We start from the raw sequence: 26,371 nt of genomic DNA on the forward strand, positions 1-26,371 counted from the left end.
GCTGCTGCTCCGATCATGCCCGCCGGGCGGGCCCGCCAGCCGGACGGGGGGAATTCTCGCCACCCGGGCCGTCGGTACCACCGCCGGTCGGCCCGTATCTCCCGCCTACCGGGTTCACCGGGTGGTGGTCAGGTCGGGCGGTACTCCACCTCCGGACGCCCGGGCGTGCCGTAGCGGGGAACACGGGTAACCCGGAGGGTGTCGGCCAGGTGCTCCAGGTAGCGCCGGGCGGTCACCCGGGACATGCCGGTCTGCTCGGCGACCTCGGAGGCGGAGAGACCCGGCCGGCGGCGCAGCACGTCCAGCACGACGTCGAGGGTCTGCGCGACGAGACCCTTCGGCAGCGTGTCCGGTGCCGTCCCGCGCAGCGTGGCCAGCATCCGGTCCACCTCGTGCTGGGCGGCCACCGCCCCGCCCGCCGAGGACTGCCGGCGGTACTCGGCGTAGCGCTCCAGCTTGTCGCGGAAGGCGGCGAACGTGAACGGTTTCAGCAGGTAGTGGGTCACCCCGAGGGCCACCGCGGCGCGGACCATCGCCAGATCCCGGGCCGAGGTCACCGCGAGCACGTCCGCGTCGCTGCCCGCGGCCCGCATCGCCCGGCACACGTCCAGGCCGGGCACGTCGGGCAGGTGCAGATCGAGCAGCATCAGGTCGACGGCGTCCGTACCGGTCCGCCGCAGCACCCGCATCGCCTCCCGCGCGTCGTGCGCCACCCCGACCACCCGGAAGCCGGGCACCCGTTCGGTGTACGCGCGATGCGCCTCCGCGATCAGCTCCTCGTCCTCGACGACGAGCACCCGGATGTCGCGCACGTCGGAACCCTCGCTGCGCTCGCTCATGTTCGCTGCTCCACTGGGATGGGGAGATGGGCCCGGAACACCGTCCCGCCGTCCGCGGCCTCCGCCACCTCGTGCCGCCCACCGTGCCGGATCAGCACCTGGCCGACCAGGGCGAGCCCCAGGCCGCGACCGCTGGCCTTGGTCGACCAGCCTCGACGGAACGCGTCGGCGACCCGATCGGGTGGCAGCCCCGTGCCGCTGTCGGTCACCTCGACCAGCACCTCGCCCGCCGTCTCGGCCACCCGCACCCGTACCCGGCGAGGCGGTCTCCCCGCGGCGACCGCCTCCAGCGCGTTGTCGGCCAGGTTCCCCACGACGGTGAGCAGGTCCCCGGTCGGCAGCGTGCCGACATCGAGTCGGGAGGCCGGGTCGACGGTCAGTTCGACGCCGCGTTCGGCGGCCTGGGCCGACTTGCCGAGCAGCAGGGCGGCCAACGCCGGCTCGGTGATCGCGCCGACGACCTGGTCGGTGAGCTGTTGCGCCAGCGCGAGTTCCTCGGTGGCCAGTCGTACGGCCTCCTCGGTGCGGCCCAGCTCGACCAGGGCGAGCACGGTGTGCAGCCGGTTCGCGGCTTCGTGCGCCTGCGACCGAAGTGCCTCGGTGAGCCCCCGGACGGAGTCCAGCTCGCTGGTGAGGGCCCGCAACTCGGTGTGGTCGCGCAGGGTCAGCACCGTGCCCATGGTGTGCCCACCGGTGCCGGTCGGCCGGAGGTTGGCCACCAGCGCGCGGTCGGCGGTGAGGATCAGCTCGTCGCGGGCGGTCTGACCGGTCGTGATCAGCTCGGTCAGGGCGGCCGGCAGGTCGACCTCGGTCACCGGCCGGTCCACCAGCGCCGCGTCCGGGGGCAGGCCCAGCAGACGGCGGCCCTCGTCGTTGATCAGCGCGATCCGCCGGTCCGGCCCGATCACCACGAGGCCCTCGCCGACCGAGTGCAGCACCGCGTCGTAGTACTCGTACATTCGGGCCATCTGTGCCGGGCCGAGGCCGTGCGTCTGCCGGCGCAACCGTCGACTGAGCAACCAGGACCCGGCGGCTGCCAGGGCCAGCGCGGCGACGGTGGCGGCGAGCAGCACCGGCGAGCGGTCGAGCAGTTCCCGGTTGATGGCCTCGGTGGTGATGCCGACCGACACCAGCCCGATGATCCGGCCGTCGGCGGCGCGTACCGGCACCACCGAACGGACCGACTCGCCGAGCGTCCCGGTGTTCACCACTGTGATCGGCCGGCCGGCCAACGCCGGGGCGATCTCGCCGATGAACGGTCGTCCGATCTGGGTGGGATCGGTGTGCGAGTAACGGGTCCGGTCCGGGGCCATCACCACCACGAAGTCGGTCCGGGTGGCGCGCCGGATCGACTCGGCGTACGGCTGAAGCACGGCGGCCGGGTCGGGGGAGCGCAGCGCCTCGGCTACCTCGGGAGAGCGGGCGACCGTCTCGGCGACGGCGAGCACCTCCTTGCGGGCCGCCTCCCGGGCGTCGGCGCGGGCGACCAGGGCTACGCCCGCGGTCGCCGCCGCCACCAGCAACGTCACCACCACCACCTGAAGGGCGAACAGCTGCCCGGCGATGCTCCATTTTCGTCCGGTCATGTCTCCTCGTCGTCGCGGGACTCGGGTCCCCGTCCGCCCGGCGGGTCCCGGTCGGTGCACGTGCCGGTCGGGTCGACGGTTCAGGTCGGTACCGACTCGGGCCGGTGAACAGAATGAACGCAAGGCTGATTCCGGTTGAGACCTGGGCCACAGTCTCAGCCATGCAGACCCCCACCACCAGCACACAGGTCGCGCGAACCAGGCGCGACCGCACACATTTCCTGTACCTCGCGGTGATCGTCGCCGTCCTGGCGGGCATCCTCGTCGGCTTCGTCGCGCCGGACGCGGCGCAGGAGCTCAAACCGCTCGGCACCGGCTTCGTAGCGCTGATCAAGATGATGATCAGCCCGGTCATCTTCTGCACGATCGTGCTCGGTGTCGGCTCCGTACGGCAGGCCGCCAAGGTCGGCAAGGTCGGCGGACTGGCGCTGGGCTACTTCCTGGTCATGTCGACCGTCGCGCTGGCCATCGGTCTCGTCGTCGGCAACATCGTCCACCCCGGCTCCGGGCTCCAGCTCAGCAGCGAACTGGCCGAGGCGGGCCAGAAGGCCGCCGGCGCCGAGAGTACGGGCACCGTCGACTTCCTGCTCGGCATCATCCCGACCTCGCTGCTCTCCGCGCTCACCGGTGGCGAGGTGCTCCAGACGCTCCTGGTGGCGCTGCTGGTCGGCTTCGCGGTGCAGGGCATGGGCCGCAAGGGTGAGCCGGTGCTGCGGGCCGTCGGTATCGCTCAGCGCCTCGTGTTCAAGGTCCTCACCATGATCATGTGGCTGGCCCCGATCGGCGCGTTCGGCGCGATGGCCGCGGTGGTCGGCGCGACGGGCGTGGACGCGTTGAAGAGCCTCGCGCAGATCATGCTCGGCTTCTACGCCACATGCCTGATCTTCGTACTGGTGGTACTCGGGGCCATGCTCTGGCTCGTGGCCCGGGTCTCGATCTTCTCGTTGCTGCGGTACCTCGGCCGGGAGTTCCTGCTGATCGTCTCGACCTCGTCGTCGGAGTCGGCGCTTCCGCGGCTCATCGCCAAGATGGAGCACTTCGGGGTCAGCAAGCCGGTCGTCGGCATCACGGTGCCGACCGGGTACTCGTTCAACCTGGACGGCACGGCCATCTACCTGACCATGGCGTCGCTCTTCATCGCCTCCGCGATGGGCGACCCGCTCTCCGTGGGCGAGCAGATCTCGCTGCTGGTCTTCATGGTCATCGCGTCCAAGGGCGCCGCCGGCATCACCGGCGCCGGCCTCGCCACCCTCGCCGGCGGTCTCCAGTCGCACCGGCCGGACCTGGTGGACGGCGTCGGCCTGATCGTGGGCATCGACCGGTTCATGTCCGAGGCGCGGGCCCTGACCAACTTCGCGGGCAACGCGGTGGCCACCGTGCTCATCGGTCGGTGGACCGGCGAGTTCGACCGGGAACAGGCGCAGGCGGTGCTCTCCGGTGAGCGGCCGTTCGACGAGGCCACCATGCTCGACGAGGACCACGACGGCACGGACACCGCCGTCGCCCAGGATGCGGCCGAGGAGGTCAAGGCCGGAGCGGGCAACCGCTGACGCACGCGCGTTTGCGACGGGCACAACTGCGTGGAAATAGTGGCTATCCCGAGGCTGGGTGGCCACTGTTTCCACGAAGTTGTGTGGATCTTAGAGCAGGGCGGGACCGAGGTGCGGGCCGTGGCGGGGTCAGGGGCGGGGTGGCCAGGCGTCCAGGACGGTCTGTACGGGGAGTGCGTGCCGGGGGGCGGGGATCGAGGGTGGCGCCGGGGTGCGGTCGAAGCGGGGCGCCGGTGCCGGTTGGATCTCCCCGTCCACCTCGACGAAGGTCCGCCGGGCGGCGTTGTGCGGGTGCCGGTGCGCCTCGCTGGGGGCGAGCACCGGGGCCACGCACGCATCCAGACCGGCGAAGACGTCCGCCCACTCGTCCCGGGTACGGCTGGCGAACCGCTCGGCGAACCGGCGGCGAAGCACGTCCCAGCCGGCCGGGTCGTACTGGGCCGGCAGGTCAGGGTCCTCGGCCAGACCCAGGCCGGTGAGCAAGGCGGCGTAGAACGCCGGCTCCAGCGCGCCGACGGCCATGAAACCGCCATCGGCGGTGCGGTACGTGTCGTAGAACGGCGCCCCACCGTCGAGCAGGTTCTGTCCGCGTGGCGCGGACCAGCCGCCGGTGTTGAGCATTCCGTGCAGGAACGCCGTGAGCAACGCCGATCCGTCGACCATCGCGGCGTCCACCACCTGCCCGGCACCCGAGCGCTCCCGCTCCAGCAGTGCGGCCAGCACCCCGACGGCGAGCAGCATCCCGCCGCCCGCGAAGTCGCCGATCAGGTTCGTGGGCGCGTACGGGCGTTCACCGGCGCGGCCCAGCGGCTCCAGCGCGCCGGACACCGCTATGTAGTCGATGTCGTGACCCGCCCGGGGTGCCAGCGGCCCGTCCTGTCCCCAGCCGGTCATCCGCGCGTACACCAGCCGGGGGTTACGGGCGAGGCAGGTCTCCGGGCCGAAGCCCAGCCGCTCCGCCACCCCCGGCCGGTACGCCTCGACCAGCACGTCGGCCCGTTCCAGGAGACGCAGCAGGGCCGCCACCCCGTCGGGTGACTTCAGGTCCAGCACGGTGGCCCGCCGACCACGCTGCAACGGCCCGTTCGACGGCCCGGCCAGCCGCCCCGAGGCGGGACCGCCCGGCCGGTCGACCCGGACCACGTCGGCACCCAGGTCGGCGAGGACCATGCAGCCGAACGGAGCCGGCGCGAGGCTGGCGAGTTCGACCACCCGCACCCCGGTCAGCGGCCCGCCGCGTCCAACCGGCCCGCCCTCAGAGGGCACGGGCGATCAGCTCCTTCATGATCTCGTTGGTGCCGCCGTAGATCCGCTGAGCGCGGGCGTCGGCGTACATGCGGGCGATCGGGTACTCGGTGGTGTAGCCGTAGCCGCCGAAGAGTTGCAGGCACCGGTCGACGACCTCGCACTGCCCGTCGGTGAGCCAGTACTTCGCCATGGCTGCGGTCGCCACGTCCAGTTCGCCCTGCGCATGCCGGCTGATGCAGTCGTCGAGGAACACCCGGCTCGCCCGCGTCCGGGTCGCGCACTCGGCGAGCACCATCCGGGTGTTCTGATGCCCGAGCAGCGGCTTGCCGAACGCGGTCCGCTCCTTGGCGTACGCCACGGTCAGCTCGACGGCCCGCTCCATGGCGGCGACCGCGCCCACCCCGATCACCAGCCGTTCCTGCGGCAGCTGCTGCATGAGCTGGACGAAGCCGAGCCCCTCGGCGTCACCGAGCAGGTTGGCCGCCGGTACGCGCAGCCCGTCGAAGAACAGTTCGGCGGTGTCGTTCGCCTTCAGCCCGATCTTGGAGAGCAGCCGGCCCCGGCGGAAGCCCTCCGGATCGCCGCCGACCTCGCAGACCAGCAGTGAGACACCGGCGGCGCGCTGCTCAGGGTCGGTCTTGGTGGCCACGATGACCAGGTCGGCGAGCCCGCCGTTGCTGATGAACGTCTTCGCCCCGGTGACGAGGTAGTCGTCGCCGTCGCGTACTGCCCGGGTGCGCAGCGCCTGCAGGTCCGAGCCGCCGTCGGGCTCGGTCATCGCGATCGCCCCGACCAGCTCGCCGCTGCACAGGCCGGGCAGCCAGCGCCGCTTCTGCTCCTCGCTGCCGTACGCCACCACGTATCCGGTGACTATTCCGCTGTGTACGGCGAGGCCGAGGCTGGCCTCACCGGCGTACGTCTGCTCCTGGAGCAGCACCGCCTCGTGGGTGAAGTCGCCGCCCCCGCCGCCGTACTGCCCGGGAACGGAGAGGCCGAGCAGGCCCAGCTCGCCCGCGCGCCGGTAGTGCACCCGGTCCGGGTGCCCCTGCGCGAGCAGCCGTTCGGTGTGCGGCAGCACCTCCCGGGTGAAGAAGGCGCGGGCCAGGTCGGCCAGGTCGTCGTGCTCCGGCTTACGCCACGGCGAGGGGTGGGGCGTCGACATGGCCCCACCCTCGTGCCCGTTCGGCAACGTGTCAACAAGCGTCGATCAGCCCCGCGGGCCGCCGTCGTCGACGCCCCGCGCCCGGCCACCCCGACAGGGCATGGCAGAGGGACCACAGGAATGACCCGGATCCTGGTCGTGGACGACGAGCCGCAGATCCTCCGCGCCCTGCGGATCAACCTGCGCGCCCGCCGGTACGACGTCGACGTGGCCGACACCGGCGCCGGCGCGCTCAAGGTCGCCGCCGGCCACCCGCCCGACCTGGTCGTCCTCGACCTCGGCCTCCCGGACATGGACGGGGTCGAGGTGATCCGTGGGCTGCGCGGCTGGACGAGTGTGCCGATCATCGTGCTCTCCGGCCGGGCCGGCAGCGAGGACAAGGTGGGGGCGCTGGACGCGGGCGCCGACGACTACATCACCAAGCCGTTCGGGGTCGAGGAACTGCTGGCACGCATCAGGGCGGTGACCCGGCGGCTCAGCCCCGCCACCGAGACGGGCGCCACCCTGCGGGTGGGACGCAACACCGTCGACCTCGCCGACCGAACGGTCACCCGCGACGACGGCACGGAGATCAAGCTGACCCCGATCCAGTGGTCGGTGCTGGAGAAGCTGCTGCGGCACCCCGGCAAGCTGGTCAGCCAGCGGCAGCTGCTGCACGAGGTGTGGGGGCCGCAGTACGGGAACGAGAGCAACTATCTGCGGCAGTACCTGGCGCAGCTGCGCCGCAAGCTGGAGGACGACCCGGCCCGGCCCCGGCACCTGATCACCGAGCCCGGCATGGGCTACCGCTACCGCCCCTGACCGCGCTCAGGGCCAGGTCAGCTCGTCGGGGTGTCCATCCCGACGGACACCCCGAAGATGACCGAACCCGGGTCGATCGCGTCGTTCCCGCGAGCCCCGGGCCAGCAGGGCGGTGGGCTGGTGCGCGACGGCGGCGTCCGGGCGTACCGGGGGCGCCACCAGCAGCGGGTCGACCTGGATGCGGTCGATGCCGAGCGGCCTCAGCATGGACCGCAGGGCCGATTCGCAGAGTCGGATCGACGGCTGGTCCGTGCCCATCGCGCGGGCGAGCCGTTCCGGGTCGGTGAATGCGAGACCGACCCGCTGCCCCTGTTGTAGCCGGCCGCTCCGTACGGCGAGCGCCTGTCGTCCCGGCGTGGTGCGTACCGGGACGACGTAGGTATCCGGTAGCTCGACGCCGACGACGACGCCCCCGGTGGGGGCGGGGCGGCTCATGCCGACACCGGCAGCGGGACGGGCGCCGCCGCGGTGGCCTCGGAGAGATCGAGCGCGCGCAGGATGCTGAGGGTGACGACGATCTCGGCGCCACCGCGCCGGCGCAGGTCCGCCACGGCGCGGTGCAGCTTGCTGAGGCTGTCGGCGGAGAGTCGTACGACGGCGTCGAGGTCCGCCGCGATCCACCAGGCGGCCACCGCGCACGGCTCGGTACGCAGGTACTCCAGAAGGTGGCTACCGGGGGTGGCGGCGGTCAGCCGCACGCCGACCAGCGCCTCGTGTCGCCGCTCGGGCTCGTCGGCCGGCAGGACGTCCACCGGCTCGCGATCGTGTCGCGTCGACCATCGTGAGGTCATGTCGCCATCGTGACGCGCCGTGCGTCGGGCGTAGCCCTGTCCATACGCCGATTTGACGGTGGACGGGGCGTTTCTTGACGCGGCGTTCACGGCCTCGTGAGGCGGGGCGGTCCGGTGCGGGTATGGACGCCGCAGGCGGGGGTACGGCGGATCGGAGGCAGGTCCGGCGACCCGGAGGAGTTCGGCCATGGTCAGCGTGACGAGGCAGATGCTTGAGGCGTACCCGAAGTCGATCAACCTGGACCGCGCGAAGCTCGCCGCGGTGATCGACACGATCAACTCGTGCGCCCAGGCGTGTACGGCCTGCGCGGACGCCTGCCTGAGCGACGATTCGGTGGCCGAACTGGCCAAGTGCGCGCGGACCGACCTGGACTGCGCGGACGTCTGCACCACCACCGGACGGGTGCTGTCCCGACACACCGGCTACGACGCGAATGTGACGCGGAGCCTGTTGGAGGCGTGCGTGACGGCCTGCCGAGCCTGTGGCGACGAGTGTGCCCGGCACGCCGCGATGCACGAGCACTGCCGGATCTGCGCCGAGGTCTGCCGGGAGTGCGAACGTGCCTGCCGGGACCTCCTGGCCGAGATCAGCTGACGTACGACCGCCGGCCGCCCAGGGGGACACCCGGGCGGCCGGCGGGATGACGTGTCAGCCCTTGGCCTTCTGCTTCGCTTCCTGCGGCTTCATGCCCTTGTCGGCCATCTTCATGGCGTCCTTCAGCTGGCTCTCCGTCATCTTGGAGTTGCCCTCGATGCCCATCTTGTGAGCCTGCTGACGCATCTCGTGCAGTTGCTCTCGGCCGGTCATCTCAGCCTCCATCCGTGCGACGGGCGCGAGGCTCGGCCTCGCGCCGGGCAACCGCACGATTTCCCGGCGTCGGGGAGCACAAACCGGCCCGTGATCAGGGCGCCTGTCGTCTGCGCCGCCGGTTCCGCTGGTCGATCCTGTGGTCGGTGGTGACGCTGATCTGCCCGTCGGACTCGATCCGAGCCTCCCGTACCTTGGAGATGTCGTCGACACCCTGCTCGCGCAGCAGTTGGTGAAGCTCCTCGTCGCTGATCAGTTCCCGGCGCATGTTCCGGTGCAGGATCTGCCCGTTCCGTACCAGGATCAGGGAGCTGGGCCGGATCACCCGGGCCGCCGCCGGCCAGCTGTAGGCCACGGCGTCCAGCAGGTACGACCAGCCGATGATCACCGAGACCAGCAGCACGCCGTCGGTGATGGAGGTGTAGTTGCCCGACATTCCGTTCTGCGCCGCGTCGGCGAGCAGCACGATGACCAGCAGGTCGGTGACGCCGGTGGTGCCGCTCTCCCGCTTGAGGATGACCCGGAGCAGCCCGAACAGCACCAGGTACATCACGCTGCCACGGATGACCGTCTCCAGCAGTGGCGTGCTCGGAACGAACAGCCGGGCCCAGTCGGTCACGGGTACGCCTACCCGGCCGCCACGGTGCCATTCCTCAGCATGGTCCGGCGTCGGCGGAATCGGCGCCGGATTGCCGTTTCGGCTGTTTCGAACCGGGCAGGTGTGAGGATCGGAGCAGCGGACGCGAAGGGAGCGAGTCGTGGTGGACCGGATCGCCGACCCGTGGGGTCCCCGTACCCCGTACGGTTCGGGACAGGAATGGCCGGTACGGGTGGACACCTTCCTCGACGGTGACCTACGCGCGGAAGAGGTGGACCGGTGGGTCCAGTCTGCGTCGATACTCCACTCCAACGGCGACGCACTCGACATCGCGGTGCGTGACGGCCGGATCGTCGGCGTGCGCGGCCGGGCGGTGGACCGGGTCAACCGGGGGCGGGTCGATCCGAAGGACCTCTACGGCTGGCAGGCCAACAACAGTCCCGACCGGCTGACCCGTCCGCTCGTCCGCGAGGGCGGCCGCCTGGTGGAGACCGACTGGGACACCGCCATGGGGCGGATCGTCGCCCGGTCGAAGGAGCTGCTCGACGGGCCCGGCGGGTGGGGCCACTTCGGCTTCTACACATCCGGGCAGCTCTTCCTCGAGGAGTACTACACGCTGGGTGTCATCGGGAAGGCGGGCCTCGGCACGCCGCACATGGACGGCAACACCCGGCTCTGCACGGCGACCTCGGCGGCGGCGCTGAAGGCGACGTTCGGCGCGGACGGGCAGCCCGGCTCGTACACGGACGTGGACCACTGCGACGCGATAGCGATCTGGGGCCACAACGTCGCGGAGACCCAGACCGTGCTCTGGATGCGGATGCTGGATCGTCGCCGCGGCCCCAACCCGCCGGCGCTGCTCGCCGTCGACCCGCGTTCCACCGCCGTGACCCGCGAGGCGGACCTGCATCTCCCGATCCGCAACGGCACCAACATGGCGCTGCTGAACGGCCTGCTGCGGGAGGTCATCCGCAACGGCTGGTACGACGAGGCGTACGTGGCCGCGCACACCCTGGGCTTCGACGAGCTGTGCCGCACGGTCGACGGCTACCCGCCGGAGCGGGTGGCGGACATCTGCGACATACCCGCCGCCGACGTGCGCCGTGCCGCCGAACTCCTCGGCGGTTCGCAGCGCCTGCTCTCCACCGTGCTCCAGGGCTTCTACCAGTCCAACCAGGCCACCGCGGCCTCCTGCCAGGTCAACAACCTGCATCTGATCCGGGGCATGATCGGCCGTCCGGGCGCCGGCATCTACCAGATGAACGGCCAACCGACCGCGCAGAACACCCGGGAGACCGGCGCGGACGGCGACCTGCCCGGCCTGCGCAACTGGGACAACCCCGAGCACATCGCCGAGCTGGCCCGGTTGTGGAACGTCGAGCCCGCGGTCATCCCGCACTGGGCGCCGCCGACCCACGCCATGCAGATCTTCCGGTACGCCGAACAGGGCTCCATCAAGCTGCTCTGGATCAGCGCCACCAACCCGGCCGTCTCCCTGCCCGACCTGTCCCGCATCCGGCGCATCCTGCGACGGCCGGAGTTGTTCGTGGTGGTGCAAGACCTCTTCATGACCGAGACGGCGGAGCTCGCCGACGTCGTGCTGCCCGCCGCCACCTGGGGTGAGAAGACCGGCACCTTCACCAATGTGGACCGCACGGTGCACCTCAGCGAGAAGGCGGTCGACCCGCCCGGCGAGGCCCGCCCCGACCTGGACATCTTCCTGGACTATGCGCGGCGGATGGACTTCCGTGACCGCGACGGCCGGCCGCTCGTCAAGTGGACGACGCCGGAGGAGGCGTTCGCGGCGTGGCAGGAGTGCTCGCGCGGCCGGCCGTGCGACTACACAGGTCTCAGCTACGACCGGCTGCGCGGCGGCAGCGGCATCCAGTGGCCGTGCAACGACGCCAACCCGGACGGCACGGAACGGCTCTACGTCGACGCCGTCTTCCCCACCGACCCGGAGGTGTGCGAGACCTACGGCCAGGACCTGGACACCGGCGCGGAGTTCCTCCCCGACGAGTACCGGGCGAAGCAGCCGGGCGGACGGGCATTCCTGCACGCGGTCGAGTACCGCCCGTCGCCGGAGGTGCCCGACGAGGAGCACCCGATGCTGCTCACCACCGGCCGCACCGTCTACCAGTTCCACACCCGTACGAAGACCGGTCGCGCGCCGCAGTTGAACTCAGCCGCACCGGATGTCTGGGTGGAACTCAACCCGGCCGACGCCGGACGTCTCGGTATCTCCGAGGGTGACCTGGTCGGAATCGCCTCGCCCCGCGGCGCCGTGCAGGCCCGGGCGCGGCTCAGCGGCATCCGCCCCGGTGTGGTCTTCCTGCCGTTCCACTACGGCTGGTTCGACCAGGACCCGGCCGACCGTACGCCGCGGGCCGCCAACGAGCTGACCATCACCGCCTGGGATCCGGTCTCCAAACAGCCGCTCTTCAAGGTCGCCGCGGTAGCCGTGACCCGGCTCGCCGACGGCGGGGGCGTACCGGCGCCGGCGCCGACCGTGGGCGGCAGCGCACCCGCCGTGGCCGGCGTTCCGGCGACGGTGGGTGGGCCGGCGGCCGAGGCGACCAGCCGCACGGGAGGGGAGTGAGCCATGCACCTCGCGCACTATCTCGGCCTGCTGCACCGGGCCCAGGTCAACCTCGCGGACGCGCTCCGGCAGGTCGGTGCCGCCCACCGGGACGAGCCGGATGTCTACCACCTCTGCCATCAGCAGGCGGAGCGCTGCGACGAGTACGCCGAGCTGCTGCAGCCGTTCGCCGCCCGGTACGCCGAGGAGGCGCCCGCCGAGCCGGACCGGCTGCACTCGAACCTCTTCGGGGGTGCCCGTACCGGCGGGATCGGGCTGCTACGCGACCTGCAGGATCTCTACCTGATGGCCGCCGAGTGCGACATCTGCTGGACGGTGGTGGGGCAGGCCGCGTACGGCGCCCGGGACCGGGACCTGCTCGCGGTCGTCCGGCGCTGCGAGGGCGGGACCGCCATGCAGCTCAAGTGGCTTCGTAGCCGGATGAAGCAGGCCGCCCCACAGGCGCTCGTGGTGGCCGACTGATCCGCACCGTCGCTCCGTCACGCCGGGCGACGACGGCCCCCCGGCCGCGGCTTAACACCGGCGGGCGTGTTGCTATAGCGTCAGCGGTGTGATTGTCGAGCAGCACTGGTGGAACGGTGACCGGACCGTGCGCGGGCGCCGGGACGTGTACATCCGCACCGATGGGCAGCGCTGGGAGGTCCAGGCTCAGATCGGTGGAGAAACCGGCCGTTCCCGGGTGCAGGAATGCCCCAGCCGGGCCGCGGCCACCATCCTGGCCAACGCGTGGCGCGGCAACCATCCGGCCTGGCGCGAGCTGCCCCACTGATCGGGCGACGACTCGGTCACGCTGCGTCAGTGCGGGTTGCCTGCGGTGAGCCGGAGCGTGAATCCGGCCGGGCCGCGGTGCAGGCTCACGTGGTTGCAGGACTGGTAGGTGATCCACAGCCCGAGGCCGCCGGTCGCGCCGTTGCCGGCCGGGAGCAGCCCGGCGAACGGGTCCTTCGGGCCGTCTCCGCCATCGCTGACGGTCGCCACGATCCGGTCCGGACCGGCCCAGAGACGTAGCCGGACCGGCGAGCGGCCGTGTCGCAGTGCGTTGGTGACGGTCTCACTCACCGCGACGATCAGGTCGTCCACGTCGTCCGGCGGCAGCACGCGACGGTCGGCCGCCTGCACGGCTGCGCGGGCCTGCGCCGCCGTGGGGTCGGTCAGGTCGATCAGCGGCGTAGTGGCCTGCAGCGGGTCGGCCGGCGCGGGGCAGTCCTCGCGCAGGTAGACCGTCGGCTCGGTGTACGTGGGACTGGGCAGGTGCCCGCCGCCGAGGGTCGCGAACCGGGGGTGGGTGCGGGCCACCTCGTCGAGCACGTGCGGCGGGGTGATCCGGTTGTCGTACGCGCACATGCTCCAGAGTGGGAAGTCGTCGTACGCGTGGTTGATCGCCGACTCGTACCGGGCCCACCAGTCCCAGGTCGCACCGAACGCGATCTGCGGCAGCTCGCCGATGATCCGGATCTGGCCCGCCCCGGCGGCCACCTGGTCGGCCAGCAGCTGCCGGTAGGAGCGGATCGCGGCGGTGGGCCGGGCGTAGACGCTGCCGCCGGTGATGAACTCGACGCCCGACCCGGCGGGCAGGGCCGCCCGGACCAGCCCTCCGGTGCGCTCGCCGAGCGCGACGAACGTCGGTTCGCCCGCCGCGACCCCGTCGAGCAGGAACGGCACCGCGACGGCGAGCAGTGCCTCGTCGGAGTCGTAGCGGACCGCCTCGTGGTAGTAGCCGTGGTGGCCGGCGGCGGCGCCCGTTCTCATCGGGCCAGCTCCACCGTGAGGCCGGGCAGGTCGAGCATTGCGGCGAGGCGTGCCGCGGCAGGGCGGGGGGAGCGCAACACCACGGCGGCGTCACGCCGGCGGGCGTACTCGCGCAGCCGCAGTAGCGCCCGGTGGTCGAGGAAGCGCAGCCGGGACGCCTCCAGCACCAGCCGACCGTCGACCGGCCGCAGGTCGGCCCGCTCCAGGGCGGTGCCGAAGAGGTCCTCGGTGGTCTCGTCCAGCTCGCCGGCCAGCTCGACCCGGTGGCCGCTCGCGTCGTGGGCGTACAGCTGGAACGGGATCGGGGCGGCGTTCGTCTCCGGGTGCAGGCAGGCGAGCTCGGCCGCGGCGCGGCCGTCGATCTCCCGACGGTCGTACGCGCACATCGCGCGGAAGGGCCGGGCGCGCATGTACCGGTCGATCAGGTGCTCGTAACGGGTGAACGCGTCGAGCTGGGCCGGGGTGCGGACCAGCGGCGTGACCTCGGCGACCACCCGCAATCCGCGGTGACCGGCGGCGAGGGCGTCCTCGGTGGCCGCCGCGTACGCCCGCACCTGGGCCGGGCCGTCCACGACGGCGCCGGTGCGGTAGGTGTCGCCCAGCGACACCACCTCGAGCGATCCGCGGGCCAGCGCGTCGCGGAGCGCCGGTGTGGCGGAGAGCCTCGCGACGACCGGCTCGGCCCGTCCGGTGGCGACGTACCAGAGCCGTTCGCCGGCGGCGAGCCCGGCGGTGAGGAACCTGTGGGCTGCTCGGTCGAGTGCGGCGGGGTCGTCGTAGACCCAGCAGACGTGCCCGTGCGGCGGCGAAGGCGTCATCTCGCTGGTCACGTTCGGCGCCTCATGCCGGCAGTTTAGGCCCACTTGCCCGGTCACGGCGCCTCGGCAGGGCAGCGTTGACGCAGCCGCTCGATCACCGCCGTGCCGGCCTCGTCGAAGGCGTCGAGCTGGGCCGGGGTGAGCGCGTCGAAGAACAGTTCACGCACCATGGCCGCGTGCGCCTGCGCGGCGGTGCGGACGCTGGTCAGGCCGGCGTCGGTGATCCGGACCGTGGCCGCCCGGCCGTCCTCCAGGCATTCGTCCCGGACGACCAGGCCGCGCTGTTCCATCCGGCGGATCTGGTGGGCGAGCCGGCTCTTCTCCCACTGGAGATCCTCGCGGAGCTCGCGGGATCGCAGCGCCTGCCCTGGTGCCTCGGCCAGCGCGGCGAGCACCTGGAAGTCGGGCTCGGAGATGCCCGCGTCCCGCTGGAGGTGCTGGTTCAGAGCGAGCGAGAGCTGGTCGTGCATCCGGTGGAAGGCACGCCAGACCTGGTATTCGCGCCCGTCGAGCCGCTTGCCGGATCCGCCCATCCGACCAGCGTAATTCGCGTTCGGGCGGCCCGGACCGAGCGTGGAGCCGGGCCGCCCGGAGATGACCGGGATCACACGCGGACCGGCGACCCACGTCGTAGTCTGGTTGACGCATCAACCTTTGGGAGATAATCGTGTCAGGTAACTACGGTCACCGCCTCGAGTTCGGCACGCTCATCACGCCGGGGAACGCGTCGCCCGATACCCCGGTGACGCTCGCCCGCCGCAGCGAGGCGCTCGGCTACGACCTGGTCACCTTCGCCGACGATCCCGACCAACCGGCCCACCTGGACACGTGGACGCTGCTCGCCTGGGTCGCCGGGCGGACCGACCGGATCCGCCTCGCCGCGAACGTGCGCACCGTCCCGCTGCGATCCCCGGCCATGATCGCCCGCTCCGCCGCCAGCCTCGACCTGCTCTCCGGCGGCCGGCTGGAACTCGCCCTCGGCACCGGCGACCGCGACCCCGACGGTCTGGCGGCCGCCGCGGCCCCCAGCGGCGCCCGGCTCGACCCGCGTGCGGCCCTCGACGCGCTCGGCGAGTCGATCGACGTCGTCCGGGCCGTGCTGGACGCCGGCGATCCGGACCCGGTCCACTACGACGGCGAGCACCACCGCATCGACGGCGCGCCGCGCGGCCCGCTGCCGGCCCACCACATCCCGATCTGGCTCGGCGGAACCGACCCCCGCTTGCTGCGGCTGGTCGGCGCGCAGGCCGACGGGTGGCTCGCCACGTTCGATCCGGCCGAACCGGACACCGTCCGGACCAGCAACAAGATCATCGACGAGGCGGCCCGGGAGGCGGGGCGCGACCCGGCCGAGATCCGCCGGCTGCTGAACGTCTCCGGACGCTTCTCCGCCACCCGGCAGGGTTTCCTGCACGGGCCGGCCGCCGGCTGGGTCGAGGACCTGCTGCCACTGGTGGTCGAGAACGGCGTCGGGACGATCGTCCTGATGACCGACGACGTGACGACCATGGAGCTGTTCGCGCGGGAGGTGGCACCGGCCCTGCGGGAGGCGGCCGACCGGGCACTGCCCGCCCCGCTACCCCGCACCGCTCAGCGCGGCGGCGCGGTCCGCGCCAAGCGGCGTCCGGGCATCGCGTACGACGAGGTGCCCGCCTCCCTGACCGACCACGCCGTGGAGCCGGGCGACATCGAGTACGCCAGGGTGAAGTCGAACTACCTGCGCGGCGGCGCGCCCGGTCTCGTCCTGCGCCCGCGCAGCACGGCCGAGGTGGCCGACGCGCTCACCTTCGCCCGGGCGCACCGGCACCTGCCGCTCGGTGTCCGCAGTGGCGGGCACGGCATCAGCGGGCGGTCGACCAACGACGGCGGCATCGTCATCGACGTCGGTGGGATCAATGGCATCGAGGTGCTCGACGAGGATGCCCGTCTGGTCCGGATCGGCGCGGGGGCACGTTGGATGGACGTCGCCGCCACGCTGGCCCCGTACGGCTGGGCGCTCACCTCCGGCGACTACGGCGGAGTGGGCGTGGGCGGACTGGCCACCGCCGGTGGCGTCGGCTGGATGGCGCGTAAGCACGGGCTCACCATCGACCACCTGCGCGCGGTCGAGCTGGTGCTCGCCGACGGCCGTGTCGTGCGGGCCAGCGGTACGGAGAACGCCGACCTCTTCTGGGCGGTACGCGGCGCCGGCGCCAACTTCGGGGTGGTGACCGCCTTCGAGTTCGAGGTGGACGAGGTCGGGCCGGTCGGCTGGGCCCAGTTCGCATTGGACGCCGGTGACCCTGTCGGGCTCCTGACCCGCTGGGGCGCCGCGGTGGAGGCCGCGCCGCGCGACCTGACCAGCGCGATAATCATGGGGCCGCGCCGGATGGGCCAACCGGCCGTGGCGCAGGTGATGGCGATGGTCGACTCCGACGACCCCGCGACGATCGTGGCGCAGCTTCAGCCGGTCGCCGACGTCGCGCCCGGCTACGACCAGCAGGTCGTCATCACCTCGTACGCCTCGGTGATGGCCAACGCGAGCGACGCACCGCACCAGGCCCAGGGAGAACCGATCTCCCGCACCGGCCTGATCGAGCACCTGACCCCCGAGTTCGCGGCTGCCGCGGCCCGCCTGCTGGCCGGCGGCGTCGTCTACTTCTTCCACATCCGCTCGATCGGCGGCGCGGTCACCGACGTCGATCCGGACGCGATGGCGTGGAGCCACCGGAACGTCAACTTCCACGTGACCGCGTTCGGGTGGGACCGGGCCCGGCTCGACGCGCTCTGGGACGGCCTGCTCGCCGAGCACCTGCGCGGCACGTACCTCAGCTTCGAGACCGATCAGCGGCCGGAGCGTCTCGCCGAGGCGTTCCCGCCCCGCACGCTGGCCCGGCTGCGCACGTTGAAGAAGCGCTACGACCCGGACGGCCTCTTCCGCGACAACTTCGCCATCACACCCGACACCGCATCGAGGACGACGCCATGACCGACTACGGGCACGACCTACTGTTCGGCACCTTCGCCACGCCCACCGTGCAACCCGTCCGGCAGGCCGTCGACCTGGCCGTGGTCGCCGACCGCGCCGGGCTGGACCTGGTCACTTTCCAGGACCACCCGTACCAGCCTCGGTTCCACGACACCTGGACGCTGCTGAGTTACGTGGCCGCGCGCACCGAACGCGTGCACCTCAGCGCCAACGTGCTCAACCTGCCGCTGCGGCCGCCGGTGGTGACCGCACGCGGCGCCGCCAGCCTGGACCTGCTCAGCGGTGGACGGTTCGAGCTGGGCATCGGCGCGGGCGCGTTCTGGGACGCCATCGAGGCGATGGGCGGCCGGCGGCTGAGCCCCGGCCAGGCGATCACCGCGCTGGAGGAGGCGATCCAGATCATCCGTGAGGTCTGGGCGGCCGACAAGCCGGGCGGCGTACGCGTCGACGGCGAGTACTACCGGGTCAACGGCGCCAAGCGTGGACCCGCGCCGGCGCACGACGTGAACGTGTGGATAGGCGCGTACAAGCCGCGGATGCTGCGCCTGGTCGGGCGGGTGGCCGACGGCTGGCTGCCGTCACTGCCGTACTTCCAGGGTGGGCCGGCCGACCTGGTCGCCATGAACGAGCGGATCGACGAGGCCGCCGCGGCCGCGGGCCGCGAGCCGACGGGGATCCGGCGGCTGCTCAACATCTCCGGCGAGTTCGCGCCCACCGGTCGGTCGCTGCTCAACGGTCCGCCGGAGCAGTGGGCGGAGGACCTCGCCGGCCTGACCCTGGAGTACGGGGTGAGCGCCTTCATCCTGATGGCCGACGACCCGGCCACGATCGAGCTCTTCGCCGCCGAGGTCGCCCCGGCCACTCGGCAACTGGTCGCCGAGGAGCGGGCCCGCGCCGGGCGCTGACCGAACGGGCGGGCGTGACGGTGGTGTCCCGGAGGTCCGGGACACCACCGGATGGGCGCACCGAGCACCTCCCGCGACTCGGCGACCGGCCCGTCGGTGACGGCCCGCCCGCCGCCCCCGGCGACGCGTGCCGGTGCTGGCTCTACCTTCCCCGCCGCAAGAACAACCAATCACACTGGGAGGAGGGTACCGGCCAGAGCTTGCGGCGTGACGTTACGTAACCAGCGACGGTCGAGTCGACGCGGGCCAGCCCGCACGAGCCGACCGTGAGCCGCAGGGTGGCCGGCGCCGTTACCGGGCCAGCAGCGCGCGCAGCGCCTCGACGACTTCGGCCGGCGCCTCCTCCGCCATGAAGTGGCCGCAGGAGACGGTGCGGTGCGCCAGGTCCGGCGCCCACGCCCGCCACAGCTGCGCGGCGTCGTACCCGAGGGCCGCCCCCCAGTCCTGCTGGAGGACGGTCACCGGCATCCGCAGCTGCTTTCCGGCGGCCCGGTCGGTCCGATCGTGTGTGACATCCACCCGGGCCGACGCCCGGTAGTCGGCCACGATCGAGGTGACCGCCGCCCGGGACGCCGCCAGGTACGCGGCCCGCACCTCGGCGGGGATCGCTTCCGGATCGCGCGTCCAGATGTCCAGGAAGTGCCCGAAGAAGGCGTCCGGGCTCCCGCTGATCAGCTGCTCGGGCAGCCCGGGCGGCTGGGCCATGAGATACAGGTGGAAGCCGACAGCGGCGGTGGTGCCGTGCAGGACGTCCCACATGTCGAGGGTGGGCAGCACGTCGAGCGCGGCGAGGTGGGTGACGGCGTCCGGGTGGTCGAGACCGGCCCGGACGGCGACCAGCGCACCCCGGTCGTGGCCGGCCAGGGCGAACCGCTCGTGCCCCAGTGCCCGGGCGAGCGCCACGACGTCGGCGGCCATCGTCCGCTTGGCGTACCGCTCGCCGTCGCTGTCGGCGGGCTTGTCGCTGGCGCCGTAGCCGCGTAGGTCGGGGCAGATCACCGTGTGGTCCGCGGCCAGGTCGGCGGCAACGTGCCGCCACATGAGGTGGGTCTGCGGGAAGCCGTGCAGCAGGACGACCGGGCTGCCCGATCCGCCCACGGCCGCCTGGAGCGTCACACCGTCGGCGACGCTGACGCGCTGGTAGTCGAAGCCCTTGATCTTCACGTAGAACCTTTCGGTGCCGGAAGTTCCGGGCTGGGCCGAGAGGCCGTGCCCGGCGTTACGTGTCGAGCCTGCGCCCGGGTGATCAGTAACCGATCAGCGTCGGATGAGTGGCGTGCGGTCCGGTGGGCCTGCCTAGATTGGGGCCATGACCAGCCAGCCGGACGGGCCCAAGGTGACGTTCGGTGTGCTCGGGGCGGTACGGGCCGATGACGCGCGGGGCGCGGTGCCGCTCCGCGGTGCCCGCCAGCGCGCCGTGCTGGCCAGGCTGCTGGTCGCCCGGGGGCGGATGGTGCCGGTCGACCGGCTGGTCGACGCCCTGTGGGAGGAACCGCCGGTCGGTGCCGTGGCCGCGCTGCGGACCTTCGTCGCCGACCTGCGCCGCGCCCTGGAGCCGGACCGGCCGCCCCGCCGGCCGCCCCGCCTGTTGGTGACCGCGCCGCCCGGGTACGCGCTGCATCCGGCACCGGACGCCGTGGACGCCTGGCGGTTCGAGGCGGCGGTCAGCGAGTCGGCGGAGTTGCTCACCACCGGTGAGCCCGGCGAGGCACTGGCCCGCCTCGACGACGCGCTCGCCCTGTGGCGCGGCCCCGCCTACGCCGAGTACGCCGACCGGAGCTGGGCCCGCGCGGAGATCGACCGGCTGGACGAGCTGCGGTTGCTGGCCGTCGAGCGGCGGGCCGAGTCGCTGCTGTCCGCCGGTCGCGCCGCCGAGGCCGCCTCCGATCTGCGGGGGCACGTCGCCGACCAGCCGCTGCGTGAGGACGCCTGGCGGCTGCTGGCCCTCGCCCTGTACCGCGCGGACCGGCAGGGGGACGCGCTGGCCGAGCTGCGCCGCGCGCGGGAGACGCTGGTGGCGCGGCTCGGCGTCGACCCCGGCCCACGGCTGCGGCAACTGGAGGCCGACATCCTCGCCCAGGCGCCACACCTCACCGCCCCGGCCGCCCCCACCGCGCATCTCGCCGGCCCGGCCGCCCCCACCGCGCGGGTCGCCGGCCCGGCCGCCCCCACCGCGCGGGTCGCCGGCCCGGGTGCCCTCGCCGTGCGGGTCGCCGCCCAGGCGGCCCGCGGGCTGGGCGACGGCGTGAAACGGCACCCGCTCGTCGGGCGGGACGGGGAACTGGCCCGCGTGCGGCAGGCGGCCGAACGGGTCAGCCGAGGGGGCTCACCTGTCCTGGCACTGGTCTCCGGGGACGCGGGCGCCGGCAAGTCGGCGCTCGCCGAGGCGCTCACCGGCGAGCTGACGTCGACCGGCTGGGTCACGGCGTGGGGGCGCAGCCCCGAGTACGACGGAGCCCCGGTGGCCTGGCCGTGGCGGCAGATCGCCGACCAGCTGACCGCGGCGACCGGAACCGCGCCGCCCGCCGAGGCGGAGGTCTCCGAGGGCGCCGGGAGCGATCCGGCCGTGGCCCGGTTCCGCCTGCACCGGGCCGCCGCGGCGCAGCTCGCCGGGGTCGCCCGTCGCGGGCCGGTGCTGCTCGTGCTGGACGACCTGCATCGGGCGGACGAGGGCACCCTCGACCTGCTCTCCGCGCTGCTCACCGAACCGGAGCCCGTCACCGGCCCGGTGCTGGTGGTGGGCACCTACCGGGCCAGCGAGATCACGCCGGAGCTGACCACGGCGTTGGCCCGGTTCGCCCGGATCGAACCCCTCCGCGTCTACCTGGGTGGGCTCGCCGAACCGGCGACCGGCGAACTCGCTCGGGCGGTGGTCGGGCGGGACCTGGACGGAGCCGCCGTGCGGTCGATCCACCGTCGCAGCGGCGGCAACCCGTTCTTCGTACGGGAGCTGGCCCGGCTCCTCGCGGCGGAGGGTGACGCCGCGCTGGAGCGGGTGCCGGCCGGGGTGCGCGACGTCATCCGGCACCGGCTCACCCGGCTTCCCGCCGCGGCACAGGACGTGCTGCGGCAGGCCGCGGTCCTCGGCCGGGACGTCGATCCGGAGGTGCTGGCAATGCTCACGGAGGGCGACGCGACGGTGCTCGACGCGCTGGACCGGGCGTTGGCTGCCGGATTCCTCACCGAGGAGGACGGCGAGCTGCGGTTCACACACGTCCTGGTCCGGGACACGCTCTACGCTGACCTGTCCGCGCCGCGGCGGGCCCATTGGCACACCGCTGCCGGTGCCGCGATCGAGCGGCTGCACCCCGACGACGTGGTGACCCTCGCCCGTCACTTCGGCCAGGCGGGGACCCGGGCCACGGCCGCACGGGCGTCCCGTTACGCCCGGGCCGCCGCCGAGCAGGCCGAACATCGCGCCCACCCGCACCAGGCGGCCCGGTTGTGGCAGCAGGCGGTCGACGCCCACGACCGGGCGGGCGACGGCGACGTGCGCGGGCGGCTGACGGCGGTGATGGGCCTCGGCCGGGCGCTGGCCGTGACCGGGCACCTGGAGCACACCCGGCGCTACCGTGGCGAGGCGATCGGCACGGCCGAGACGCTCGACGATCCGGCTCTGGTAGCGGCCGTGCTCACCGCCTTCGACGTGCCGGCGGTGTGGACCCGCAACGACGACGAACAGCTCTCCCAGCGGATCGTGGCGGCCACCGACCGGACCCTGGCCCTGGTCGGCGCGGACGACCCGGAGCTGCGTAGTCGACTGCTCAGCACGCTCGCGCTGGAGCTGCGGGGGACCACCGGCGACCGCGGGCGCCGAGCGGCCGTGGAGGCGGAGACGATCGCGCGGCGGCTGCGTCGACCGGCGTTGCTGGCGTTCGCGCTCAACGCCCGCTTCATGCACAGCTTCGAGCGGACCGGCCTCGCCCCTGACCGCGCGCGCCTCGGCGCGGAACTGGCCGACCTGGCGGCCCGGCACGACCTGGTGACCTTCGAGGTGCTCGGCCACCTCGTCGTGCTGCAGGCGAGCTGCGCGCTGGCCGACCTCGACGCCGCCGACGCGGCCGCGGCCGCCGCCGACCGGCTCGCCGCCCGGCACGACCTGCCCCTGGTGGGGGTGTTCACCGGATGGTACGAAGCGCTACGCCTCGCCCTGCTGGGACGTTCCGCCGAGGCGGCGGTCGCCTACCGGCGGGCGGCGGCCCGAACCCCCGCCGCGGCAATGCCCGGCATGGCGCGGGGCCTGCTGCCGCTCGCGCTGCTGTCGTTGCGACTGGACGACACGTCTCCGAGCGCGCCGGTGCGGGTGCCCGGCGACGGAACGGACCTTGGTCCGTACGAGCCGTGGGTGCGGGCGCTGGAGCTGGCCGCCGCCGGCCGCCGCGACGAGGCCGTCGCCGCGCTGCGCGCGCTGCCCGAATCGCCGTACGACCTGCTCCGGGAGGCCCGGCTCTGCCTCACCGCCCGGGCCGCGCTCGCCGCCGGCGACGAGCCGGCGATGCGGTACGCGTACGCCGAGCTGCTGCCTGCCGCGGCCGAGCTGGGCGGAGCGGGCAGCGGTGTGCTCAGCCTCGGCCCGGTGGCCCGGCACCTGGCCGACCTGGCCACCGCGCTCGGCCGGGACGACGAGGCCACCGCGCACGACCGGACGGCGAATGCGCTCGCCGCACGCCTCGCGGCGGCCTCGTGACGGGCGCGGGATACCCCGGGCCGCGGTGGCCCGGGGTACCCCGCCTCGGCTCAGGACTTCCGGAGCCAGAAGGTCAGACCCAGCGACTCGTCGGTGAACGGTGACGCGTCCGCCCAGGACGGCTCGCCCTCGGCGCAGTCGCTCGCCAACACCTCCTCGGCCACCAGGTCGCGGTGCTCGCGCAGGGCCAGTGCGGTCTCCTCCCGGTCCGCGCGGTAGCGCAGCTCGATCCGGTCGGTCACCTCCAGGCCGCTGGACTTGCGCGCCTCCTGGATCTGCCGGATCGCGTCCCGGGCCACGCCGGCCCGGCGCAGCTCCGGGGTGAGGTGCAGGTCGAGCGCCAACGTCGCGCCCGCGTCGCTGGCCACCGCCCAACCCTCCCGTGGGGTCTCGGTGACGACCACCTCGTCCGGGCCGAGCGTCACAGTCTCCTCACCGACCTGGACGGTGGCCGACCCGGTGTCGCGCAACGACTCCTTCAGCGCGGCCGCGTCGGCCGCCGCGATCGCCTTGGCCACCTGCTGCACCGTCTTGCCGAACCGCTTGCCCAACGTCCGGAAGTTAGCCTTCGCGGTGGTGTCCACGAGCGACCCGCCGGCCTCACCGACCGGGTCGACCGACCCGATGTTCAGTTCGGCGGCGATCTCCGCCAGCAGCTCCGGCGAGAGCTCCTCGAAACCGCCCGCGGAGGCCAGCGCCCGCGACAGCGGCTGCCGGACCTTCATGCCGGAGTCGGCGCGGGCCGCCCGGCCCAGCTCGACCAGCCGCCGGGCGAGCGCCATCTGCCGGGACAGCGACGGATCGATCAGCGACTCGTCGGCGACCGGGTACGGCGCGAGGTGGACCGACTGCGGCACCTCCGGGTCCACCGGCACGACCATGTCCTGCCAGACCTTCTCGGTGATGAACGGGGTCAGCGGTGCGAGCAGCAGGGTGACCGTGTTCAACGCCTCGTGCAGGGTGGCGAGCGCGGCCCGGTCACCCCGCCAGAAGCGCCGCCGGCTGCGCCGCACGTACCAGTTCGACATGTCGTCCACGAACGTGGCGAGCAGCCGGCCGGCCTGGTGGGTGTCGAAGTCGGCCATCGCGGCGTCGACCTGCTGGACCAGCGTGTTCAGTTCGGACAGCAGCCACCGGTCGAGTACCGGCCGGTCGGCCGGCGCCGGGTCCCCGGCCGACGGGGTCCACCCGGCGGTACGGCCGTAGAGCGACTGGAAGGCGGCCGTGTTCCAGTAGGTCAGCAGGGTCTTGCGGACGACCTCCTGGAGGGCGGTGTGCCCGACCCGCCGGGCGGACCAGGGCGAGCCGACGGCGGCCATGAACCAGCGCACCGCGTCCGCGCCGTGCTGCTCCAGCAGCGGGATCGGCTCAAGGATATTGCCCAGGTGCTTGGACATCTTGCGGCCGTCCTCGGCGAGGATGTGGCCCAGGCAGACCACCGTCTCGTACGGGGAACGGTCGAACACCAGCGTGCCGATGGCCATCAGCGTGTAGAACCAGCCACGGGTCTGGTCGATCGCCTCGGAGATGAACTGCGCCGGGAACTGCTGTTCGAAGAGCTCCTTGTTCCGGTACGGGTAGCCGAACTGGGCGAACGGCATCGACCCGGAGTCGTACCAGGCGTCGATGACATCGGGGACCCGGTGGGCGGTCTTGCCGCAGTGGCAGGCGAAGGTGACGTCGTCGATGAACGGCCGGTGCGGGTCGAGCCCGGTCACGTCCGTCCCGGTCAGCTCGCTGAGTTCGGTCAGCGAGCCCACGCAGGTCAGATGGTCGTCGGGGCAGCGCCAGATGGGCAGCGGGGTGCCCCAGTAGCGCCGCCGGGAGAGCGCCCAGTCGACGTTGTTGTTGAGCCAGTCGCCGTAGCGGCCGTACTTGACCGTGCCGGGGTGCCAGGTGGTCCGCTCGTTCTCCCGCAGCAGCGCGTCGCGCACGGCGGTGGTCCGCACGTACCAGGACGGCTGGGCGTAGTAGATCAGCGCGGTGTGGCAGCGCCAGCAGTGCGGGTAGGTGTGTTCGTACGGGACGTTCTTGAAGAGCAGCCCCCGCAGCTGGAGGTCCTCGATGAGGGGCCGGTCGGCCTCCTTGAAGAACCTTCCGCCGACGAGTGGGATCTCCGGTTCGAAGCGGCCGTTCGACTGCATCGGGTTCACCATCGGCAGCCCGTACGTCCGGGCGGTGGCCAGGTCGTCCGCGCCGAACGCCGGCGCCTGGTGGACGAGGCCGGTGCCGCTGTCCGTGGTCACGTACGACGCGAGGACGACGTAGTGCGCGTCGGGCACCTCGACGAGGTCGAACGGCGGCCGGTAGGTCCACCGCTCCAGTTCCTTGCCCTTGAAGGACTCGCCGGTGAGTTCCCAGCCGTCGCCCAGCGCGTACGCCAGCAGCGGCTCGGCGACGACGAGCTGTTCGTTGCCGTCACTGGCTACCACGTACCGCACGTCGGGGTGGACCGCCACCGCGACGTTCGACGGCAGCGTCCACGGGGTGGTCGTCCAGACCAGCAGGGCGGCCCGGTCGGCCAGCGGGCCCGAGGTGAGCGGGAACCGGACGAAGACCGACGGGTCGACGACCGTCTCGTAGCCCTGGGCGAGCTCGTGGTCTGAGAGGCCGGTCTCGTCGCGGGGGCACCACGGGGCGACCCGGAAGTCCTCGACCAGCAGGCCCTTGTCGAAGATCTGTTTCAGCGACCACCAGACGGACTCGATGTACTCCGGGTCCATGGTCCGGTACGCGTCGTCCATGTCGACCCAGTAGCCCATGCGCTCGGTGAGCTCTGCGAACGCGTCGGTGTGCCGGGTCACCGATTCGCGGCAGCGGGCGTTGAACTCGGCGATGCCGAACTTCTCGATGTCCTGCTTGCCGGAGAAGCCGAGTTCCCGTTCGACGGCGAGTTCGACGGGCAGGCCGTGGCAGTCCCAGCCGGCCTTGCGGGCGACGTGGAAGCCCTTCATGGTCTTGTAGCGGGGGAAGACGTCCTTGAAGACGCGTGCCTCGATGTGGTGGGCGCCGGGCATGCCGTTGGCGGTCGGCGGGCCCTCGTAGAAGACCCACTCGGGCCGGCCCGCGGACTGCTCAAGGCTGCGCCTGAAGACGCTGTTGGCGTGCCAGAAGTGCAGGACCTGGTGGTCGAGGTCGGGTAGATCGACCTGCGTCGGTACGCTGCGGTACATCGCTCCTCCGTCGGCGCGTGTGTGAAAGCTCCGCCGGAGGGACGAGGCCGGGGCCCCGCGGTACCACCCTCCTTGGCCGGTGTCCGGCC

General features: G+C 72.7%; 22 protein-coding genes. 9 read left to right on the forward strand and 13 right to left on the reverse strand.

All coding sequences use genetic code 11. The features are described 5' to 3' along the window. Positions 1-128: 128 nt before the first annotated feature. Together ABZS42_RS11560 and ABZS42_RS11565 are read right to left on the reverse strand one after the other, a co-directional pair. Entirely contained in the window at positions 129-839 is a 711-nt protein-coding gene (locus tag ABZS42_RS11560) for a response regulator (protein ID WP_355144186.1), read from the reverse strand. Further along, complete coding sequence (locus tag ABZS42_RS11565; RefSeq protein WP_355144188.1) at positions 836-2,425, reverse strand: sensor histidine kinase; 1,590 nt, start codon at positions 2,423-2,425, stop codon at positions 836-838. Before ABZS42_RS11565 ends, ABZS42_RS11560 begins: the two co-directional genes overlap by 4 nt. Positions 2,426-2,586: 161 nt before the next feature. On the opposite strand from ABZS42_RS11565, the gene ABZS42_RS11570 reads away from it, so the two are divergent. Further along, on the forward strand, positions 2,587-3,975 hold the full coding sequence (locus ABZS42_RS11570; protein ID WP_355144190.1) for a cation:dicarboxylase symporter family transporter: 1,389 nt from the start codon (positions 2,587-2,589) through the stop codon (positions 3,973-3,975). Between the two features lie 129 nt (positions 3,976-4,104). Here ABZS42_RS11570 and ABZS42_RS11575 read toward each other — a convergent pair whose 3' ends face one another. Then, on the reverse strand, positions 4,105-5,241 hold the full coding sequence (locus tag ABZS42_RS11575; RefSeq protein WP_355144192.1) for a CaiB/BaiF CoA-transferase family protein: 1,137 nt from the start codon (positions 5,239-5,241) through the stop codon (positions 4,105-4,107). Further along, entirely contained in the window at positions 5,231-6,385 is a 1,155-nt protein-coding gene (locus ABZS42_RS11580; RefSeq protein WP_355144194.1) for an acyl-CoA dehydrogenase family protein, read from the reverse strand. The genes ABZS42_RS11575 and ABZS42_RS11580 overlap by 11 nt, the downstream gene beginning before the upstream one ends. Before the next feature lie 120 nt (positions 6,386-6,505). Between ABZS42_RS11580 and ABZS42_RS11585 the strand changes: the two genes are divergently transcribed. Further along, positions 6,506-7,186 carry a response regulator gene (locus tag ABZS42_RS11585; protein ID WP_355144196.1) on the forward strand — a complete coding sequence of 227 codons (681 nt, stop codon included), beginning with the start codon at positions 6,506-6,508 and terminating at the stop codon, positions 7,184-7,186. Positions 7,187-7,192: 6 nt separating this feature from the next. Here the strand turns inward: ABZS42_RS11585 and ABZS42_RS11590 are convergent, their stop codons facing one another. Beyond that, positions 7,193-7,621 carry an SAV_915 family protein gene (locus ABZS42_RS11590; protein WP_355144198.1) on the reverse strand — a complete coding sequence of 143 codons (429 nt, stop codon included), beginning with the start codon at positions 7,619-7,621 and terminating at the stop codon, positions 7,193-7,195. Next, positions 7,618-7,977 carry a hypothetical protein gene (locus ABZS42_RS11595; protein WP_355144200.1) on the reverse strand — a complete coding sequence of 120 codons (360 nt, stop codon included), beginning with the start codon at positions 7,975-7,977 and terminating at the stop codon, positions 7,618-7,620. Before ABZS42_RS11595 ends, ABZS42_RS11590 begins: the two co-directional genes overlap by 4 nt. Before the next feature lie 187 nt (positions 7,978-8,164). On the opposite strand from ABZS42_RS11595, the gene ABZS42_RS11600 reads away from it, so the two are divergent. Beyond that, a complete protein-coding gene (locus ABZS42_RS11600; protein WP_355144202.1) occupies positions 8,165-8,572 on the forward strand; it encodes a four-helix bundle copper-binding protein in 408 nt (135 codons plus the stop codon). A gap of 54 nt (positions 8,573-8,626) precedes the next feature. Here the strand turns inward: ABZS42_RS11600 and ABZS42_RS11605 are convergent, their stop codons facing one another. Together ABZS42_RS11605 and ABZS42_RS11610 are read right to left on the reverse strand one after the other, a co-directional pair. Beyond that, a complete protein-coding gene (locus ABZS42_RS11605) occupies positions 8,627-8,785 on the reverse strand; it encodes a hypothetical protein (protein ID WP_355144204.1) in 159 nt (52 codons plus the stop codon). A gap of 94 nt (positions 8,786-8,879) precedes the next feature. Then, on the reverse strand, positions 8,880-9,404 hold the full coding sequence (locus tag ABZS42_RS11610; RefSeq protein ID WP_355144206.1) for a YetF domain-containing protein: 525 nt from the start codon (positions 9,402-9,404) through the stop codon (positions 8,880-8,882). 139 nt (positions 9,405-9,543) lie between these two features. Here ABZS42_RS11610 and ABZS42_RS11615 point away from each other — a divergent pair, with 139 nt between their 5' ends. The 3 genes from ABZS42_RS11615 to ABZS42_RS11625 all read left to right on the forward strand — a co-directional run bounded on the left by ABZS42_RS11615 (position 9,544) and on the right by ABZS42_RS11625 (position 12,751). Beyond that, a complete protein-coding gene (locus ABZS42_RS11615) occupies positions 9,544-11,982 on the forward strand; it encodes a nitrate reductase (protein WP_355144208.1) in 2,439 nt (812 codons plus the stop codon). Between the two features lie 3 nt (positions 11,983-11,985). Then, positions 11,986-12,444, forward strand: a complete 459-nt coding sequence (locus ABZS42_RS11620; protein WP_355144210.1) for a hypothetical protein — start codon at positions 11,986-11,988, stop codon at positions 12,442-12,444. An 88-nt stretch (positions 12,445-12,532) separates the two neighbouring features. After that, the gene (locus ABZS42_RS11625) at positions 12,533-12,751 is read left to right on the forward strand and encodes a hypothetical protein (RefSeq protein WP_355144212.1); all 219 of its coding nucleotides are present in this window, start codon (positions 12,533-12,535) and stop codon (positions 12,749-12,751) included. Positions 12,752-12,777: 26 nt separating this feature from the next. On the opposite strand, the gene ABZS42_RS11630 is transcribed toward ABZS42_RS11625, so the two are convergent. The 3 genes from ABZS42_RS11630 to ABZS42_RS11640 are packed head-to-tail and all read right to left on the reverse strand — an operon-like array spanning position 12,778 to position 15,082. Beyond that, on the reverse strand, positions 12,778-13,731 hold the full coding sequence (locus ABZS42_RS11630) for a sensor histidine kinase (RefSeq protein WP_355144214.1): 954 nt from the start codon (positions 13,729-13,731) through the stop codon (positions 12,778-12,780). Next, positions 13,728-14,561, reverse strand: a complete 834-nt coding sequence (locus ABZS42_RS11635; RefSeq protein WP_355144216.1) for an MEDS domain-containing protein — start codon at positions 14,559-14,561, stop codon at positions 13,728-13,730. Before ABZS42_RS11635 ends, ABZS42_RS11630 begins: the two co-directional genes overlap by 4 nt. A 41-nt stretch (positions 14,562-14,602) precedes the next feature. Beyond that, entirely contained in the window at positions 14,603-15,082 is a 480-nt protein-coding gene (locus ABZS42_RS11640) for a MarR family winged helix-turn-helix transcriptional regulator (protein ID WP_355144218.1), read from the reverse strand. 134 nt (positions 15,083-15,216) lie between these two features. On the opposite strand from ABZS42_RS11640, the gene ABZS42_RS11645 reads away from it, so the two are divergent. Beyond that, positions 15,217-17,517: an LLM class flavin-dependent oxidoreductase gene (locus ABZS42_RS11645; RefSeq protein ID WP_355144220.1), complete on the forward strand. Its 2,301-nt coding sequence runs from the start codon at positions 15,217-15,219 to the stop codon at positions 17,515-17,517. Beyond that, positions 17,514-18,422, forward strand: a complete 909-nt coding sequence (locus tag ABZS42_RS11650; RefSeq protein ID WP_355144222.1) for an LLM class flavin-dependent oxidoreductase — start codon at positions 17,514-17,516, stop codon at positions 18,420-18,422. Before ABZS42_RS11645 ends, ABZS42_RS11650 begins: the two co-directional genes overlap by 4 nt. Positions 18,423-18,713: 291 nt before the next feature. Here ABZS42_RS11650 and ABZS42_RS11655 read toward each other — a convergent pair whose 3' ends face one another. After that, entirely contained in the window at positions 18,714-19,586 is an 873-nt protein-coding gene (locus ABZS42_RS11655) for an alpha/beta hydrolase (protein WP_355144224.1), read from the reverse strand. Positions 19,587-19,731: 145 nt separating this feature from the next. Between ABZS42_RS11655 and ABZS42_RS11660 the strand changes: the two genes are divergently transcribed. After that, positions 19,732-23,109 (forward strand): BTAD domain-containing putative transcriptional regulator, encoded by a 3,378-nt coding sequence (locus ABZS42_RS11660; protein ID WP_355144226.1) that lies wholly within the window; start codon positions 19,732-19,734, stop codon positions 23,107-23,109. Between the two features lie 50 nt (positions 23,110-23,159). On the opposite strand, the gene ileS is transcribed toward ABZS42_RS11660, so the two are convergent. Beyond that, positions 23,160-26,282: an isoleucine--tRNA ligase gene (gene ileS, locus ABZS42_RS11665; RefSeq protein ID WP_355144228.1), complete on the reverse strand. Its 3,123-nt coding sequence runs from the start codon at positions 26,280-26,282 to the stop codon at positions 23,160-23,162. Between the last annotated feature and the right edge of the window lie 89 nt (positions 26,283-26,371).

This window comes from Micromonospora sp. NPDC005367, from assembly GCF_040606825.1.
Taxonomy (GTDB): Bacteria; Actinomycetota; Actinomycetes; order Mycobacteriales; family Micromonosporaceae; genus Micromonospora.

Coding starts and splice junctions, on each gene's coding strand:
- ABZS42_RS11630 (WP_355144214.1), bottom strand. CDS start 13,731: ATGAGAACGGGCGCCGCCGCCGGCCACCACGGCTACTACCACGAGGCG.
- ABZS42_RS11585 (WP_355144196.1), top strand. CDS start 6,506: ATGACCCGGATCCTGGTCGTGGACGACGAGCCGCAGATCCTCCGCGCC.
- ABZS42_RS11600 (WP_355144202.1), top strand. CDS start 8,165: ATGGTCAGCGTGACGAGGCAGATGCTTGAGGCGTACCCGAAGTCGATC.
- ABZS42_RS11640 (WP_355144218.1), bottom strand. CDS start 15,082: ATGGGCGGATCCGGCAAGCGGCTCGACGGGCGCGAATACCAGGTCTGG.
- ABZS42_RS11620 (WP_355144210.1), top strand. CDS start 11,986: ATGCACCTCGCGCACTATCTCGGCCTGCTGCACCGGGCCCAGGTCAAC.
- ABZS42_RS11580 (WP_355144194.1), bottom strand. CDS start 6,385: ATGTCGACGCCCCACCCCTCGCCGTGGCGTAAGCCGGAGCACGACGAC.
- ABZS42_RS11650 (WP_355144222.1), top strand. CDS start 17,514: ATGACCGACTACGGGCACGACCTACTGTTCGGCACCTTCGCCACGCCC.
- ABZS42_RS11660 (WP_355144226.1), top strand. CDS start 19,732: ATGACCAGCCAGCCGGACGGGCCCAAGGTGACGTTCGGTGTGCTCGGG.
- ABZS42_RS11605 (WP_355144204.1), bottom strand. CDS start 8,785: ATGACCGGCCGAGAGCAACTGCACGAGATGCGTCAGCAGGCTCACAAG.
- ABZS42_RS11570 (WP_355144190.1), top strand. CDS start 2,587: ATGCAGACCCCCACCACCAGCACACAGGTCGCGCGAACCAGGCGCGAC.
- ileS (WP_355144228.1), bottom strand. CDS start 26,282: ATGTACCGCAGCGTACCGACGCAGGTCGATCTACCCGACCTCGACCAC.
- ABZS42_RS11565 (WP_355144188.1), bottom strand. CDS start 2,425: ATGACCGGACGAAAATGGAGCATCGCCGGGCAGCTGTTCGCCCTTCAG.
- ABZS42_RS11560 (WP_355144186.1), bottom strand. CDS start 839: ATGAGCGAGCGCAGCGAGGGTTCCGACGTGCGCGACATCCGGGTGCTC.
- ABZS42_RS11590 (WP_355144198.1), bottom strand. CDS start 7,621: ATGAGCCGCCCCGCCCCCACCGGGGGCGTCGTCGTCGGCGTCGAGCTA.
- ABZS42_RS11595 (WP_355144200.1), bottom strand. CDS start 7,977: ATGACCTCACGATGGTCGACGCGACACGATCGCGAGCCGGTGGACGTC.